The organism is Pseudomonas sp. TAA207 (genome assembly GCF_001529285.1).
Classification (GTDB): domain Bacteria; phylum Pseudomonadota; class Gammaproteobacteria; order Pseudomonadales; family Pseudomonadaceae; genus Aquipseudomonas; species Aquipseudomonas weihenstephanensis.
This window is the reverse complement of sequence record NZ_LLWJ01000022.1, coordinates 1-3,318: the sequence shown is the minus strand read 5'-3', so window position 1 is coordinate 3,318 and position 3,318 is coordinate 1. Positions and strand designations below refer to the sequence as shown.

At 52.4% G+C, this 3,318-nt stretch carries 2 protein-coding genes and 1 pseudogene; all 3 read right to left on the bottom strand.

What is annotated here, in order from left to right; translation table 11 throughout:
* Window positions 1–850 (bottom strand): type VI lipase adapter Tla3 domain-containing protein (locus tag AP059_RS21785; protein ID WP_305728837.1); only part of this gene is annotated, 850 nt, incomplete at its 3' end.
* Window positions 850–3,000: a T6SS effector phospholipase Tle3 domain-containing protein gene (locus AP059_RS00250; protein WP_059761367.1), complete on the bottom strand. Its 2,151-nt coding sequence runs from the start codon at window positions 2,998–3,000 to the stop codon at window positions 850–852. The genes AP059_RS21785 and AP059_RS00250, both read right to left, overlap by 1 nt.
* A gap of 67 nt (window positions 3,001–3,067) precedes the next feature.
* A pseudogene (locus AP059_RS22390) lies at window positions 3,068–3,318 on the bottom strand (type VI lipase adapter Tla3 domain-containing protein); the annotation flags it as partial.

Here is a 3,318-nt window from a genome sequence, read left to right as displayed (position 1 = left end):
CGTTGACCTTGGCGTATTGCGCGTAGTAACGCAGCCACTCGACACGCTCAGGGCGGCCTACGACCAGGGCAACCATGGCGTCAGTAAGTTCGCCGGGTTTGCGTGGTCCGCCACCGCCTATAAGTGGTGTGTCTTTAGATGAAAGTGAATACGCCATATTAAAACCTTCATTGCTGTATACAAGTACGGCAGGAAGATCAGGGTTGTGTTCAAAGAGTTGAAAAAGAGCTTCAACTAACCCTTCTGGCGTGTCATCACATATAATCCCATTTTTCAAATTTCTAATGCGGTGCCAATGTAAGCCTGCTGGGGATCGCATGTCGTTAACCATTGCCGCCAAGCTGTTTCGTGTTCTTGGCGGCGTAAAGCGTAAATTCATAGCGTCTGGATCCCAATCACTGACAACCGTGATTGTTGGAATTGGCCATTTTTCTGGAAAATCCTTTAACCCCAACTCTAATGCGTCAGTTTCACGTTGGCTGTAAGCCGCGTCTTTATCATCGGCTAATACTGGGTACTTCTTCGGGTCCATTGGGAGTGCACTTCCAACGTGTAAAGAGTTGGGCTGCCCTGCACTTTGCTCTTGCAGTACATGCCATATTTGTCCCTGCCGATAAGTATCAACACTCATGCCAATACTAAGTACATCCAATGTGTTTAAGCGTGGTGAGGTGGTCGGTGCGCGGTACTGTGCGTCAGTGGTCATAGTGGTGATCTTCTCCACAGGAATGTAGGCACTTACAGGCGACGCTGAAAGTTCAAAGCAACGGCTCGGATTTTGAGAGGCGTCAATCGAATTGCTAGTAAATATCAGACCAGTCAAGCATAAATAAATAGTCAGTGCGCGCATCATGCTTTGCTTCCAAATTGAATTGACTTACCCGCATCACGCTCAGCTATTGTTTGCGCGGCTATCAATTTAGGCATCAAGTCACTTATTACTGGGAACTCACCGCTTGTACGATAAACCACAGTCGAGTCGATCATCGAGCGGTTGATTTCACTCTCTTTCAAATAATATGCATCAACGTCTTCACTAGGGAGGTCAACATCGGCATCGCTCTGTGCGTTAGCCTTACCCCGAGTACTCTTCCAATCCTGCCGCCAATCAGCCACGCGGCATAAATACGCATAAAACGTCACATCATCCACGCTCTCCCCTGCCCCAATCGCCATGTCATACGCTAATACTTGCCGACTATGTTCCGGGTTGTTGGGAATCGCAGAGTGAAACGACAACGGTTCGTTGTATTCCTTTTGTAAACGCAATCTTGCTTCATAAGGCGTCTCAGAGCGCGTCACTAGCACTTGACCGTCACCCTTGGCGCGAGCGCTAAACACGTGAGTCATGTGTGCCTTTTCTTTACCTTCATTAAGGACCGCTTCAATACTTGCGTTGTCACGCCCCTGCTTGAAGGCATCGGCTTCACTCATGAGTGCGTGCCTGGCATGTCGGGTATCTTGCGGTACCCAGCCCTTGTTGCTCACGGCAATAGCTGCATCTACAGGGTCCAGCGAGTCCGTCGATTGGTAAATACCACTTGGCGAATCACCGCCTGGCGCAGTTACCACACCATCTGCTTTGAAATCCGCAATTGCCGCAACAGGCAATAACGGCGCGGTAAGCAACACTTTCCCGCCCACTTCAAGCTCGGCACGGACTAATGAGAGTTTTTGCTTGAATGGCAGCCCGGTGTCGTCCCATGTTCCTTCTCCTTTTAGCCTTAGGGGATAGACGTAAGGCGGGGTATGTTTACCCACCCGTTCTGGCTCACCTGCACGCTTGCGCAGAGTGAACACCCGTTGGTGAAAATGTAGGGGTAGCAGCGAGCGGACAGGCTGGCCATATACCTCGTCTCCGATCCCTTGCCAGCCTATGCCCTTCACGTTAGCCAAACCCACGGTCTGGTCCTGAGGCGTGAAATAGAGGTAGGTACTGCCTCGGTTATCCCGCTCATTGAAAGGGATTTTTCCCCCTTTGATATTAGCTTGACTCCCCGCACCACCGGTCCAGCCTGAACCACCAATGGCACCGTAGCCCGGGCAGTTTTTCAGGGCGACGCGTGACAGCGCCGGGTGTGAATTAGGTGCTTGAGCGATGAACTGCAAAATACCGTTGAGTGTGGCAATCCGGGCTTGCGAAGTCTGTTGACTGCCCTTCGTGCTTTGGAATTTCTCGGTGAATGGTTCAAACAAACTGTATGGCGAGTTCAACATCACGACGCAGTCGGCTGCTCGCACACCGTCATCTTTAAGATAGGCATGAGCCAGCAGCGTCAGGAGCGTGCCTTGGCTATGCCCCACAACGTTGATGGTGTCGTTCGGGTAACGTTTACGGATGATTTTGATCACCATGGCCAGACGCATCGCCGCTAGCACCATGTAACGCCGCCCGGCGGCCGAGTGCAGCGGGTGGGTCATATCGCCGCCAATTTTATCCAGAGAAATGAAACCAAACAGTTTGCCGTTGAAACCCTTGCCCCACATGTCCGGCAAGTTAGTAGTGGCATTGGCAAACTGCCCGCCTTCCTTGGTACCGGCCTTGTCCAGGCGGTTATTGTTGCGATCCAGCCACTCCCCGTGCGGGGCGGTTTTATTGATGTGGGCTTCTTCTTCGCGAAAACCCCAATAAAACGGAATGACCACACTTCGCGTCGGTTTGGCATCGTCAGCTGCATTAAATTTGCGCCGGTAATACATCGCATCCGGGTTAGTAGCTTTGCCGGAGTCGTCCGAAGGCAAGCTGTAGCCCGCAGATCTCATATAGCCGGGATTATTCATCCCGCCCGGTAACGTTTCTGGCATGTCCAAGCGTTCATTCAGCCCTTGGCATAACCCGCTTTCGATGCGCGCATAACACCCCGCCAGGTCGTTAACCCCATGCACGAGGATGGTCACGCAGGGCTTGGGCGGCGGTGCAATCAAATGCACATCACCGCCGCCGGGCAAGGTGATGGCTTTGGCTGAAACGATAGTCCTCATCTGAGCGGCTTCGCCCATGGGTGTGCTCCTTGCTGGTGATTAACCACGTCCGTGTTGTGCGGGTAAGTCTGAGCCCGTCAGGTATCTACAACTCATCCATCCAGTTTCGGTTCTTGTTCTGCTCGGCCAAAAACTCTTCGAGGGTGTAGTCCACCTCTGCTAACGGGCGGATGGCTGGAACTTGTCGCACAGGTTCGGGTTTTATCTCTGGCGTCTCATCACCGCTGGCTGTCTGCGGCATGAGATTCATACCAAACGGGTTGCCGACAGGTTTTTTGCCGGGTGTGGCTGAGGTAATCGGAATAATCGTCGCTTGATCCTGACGGCGCATGGGCA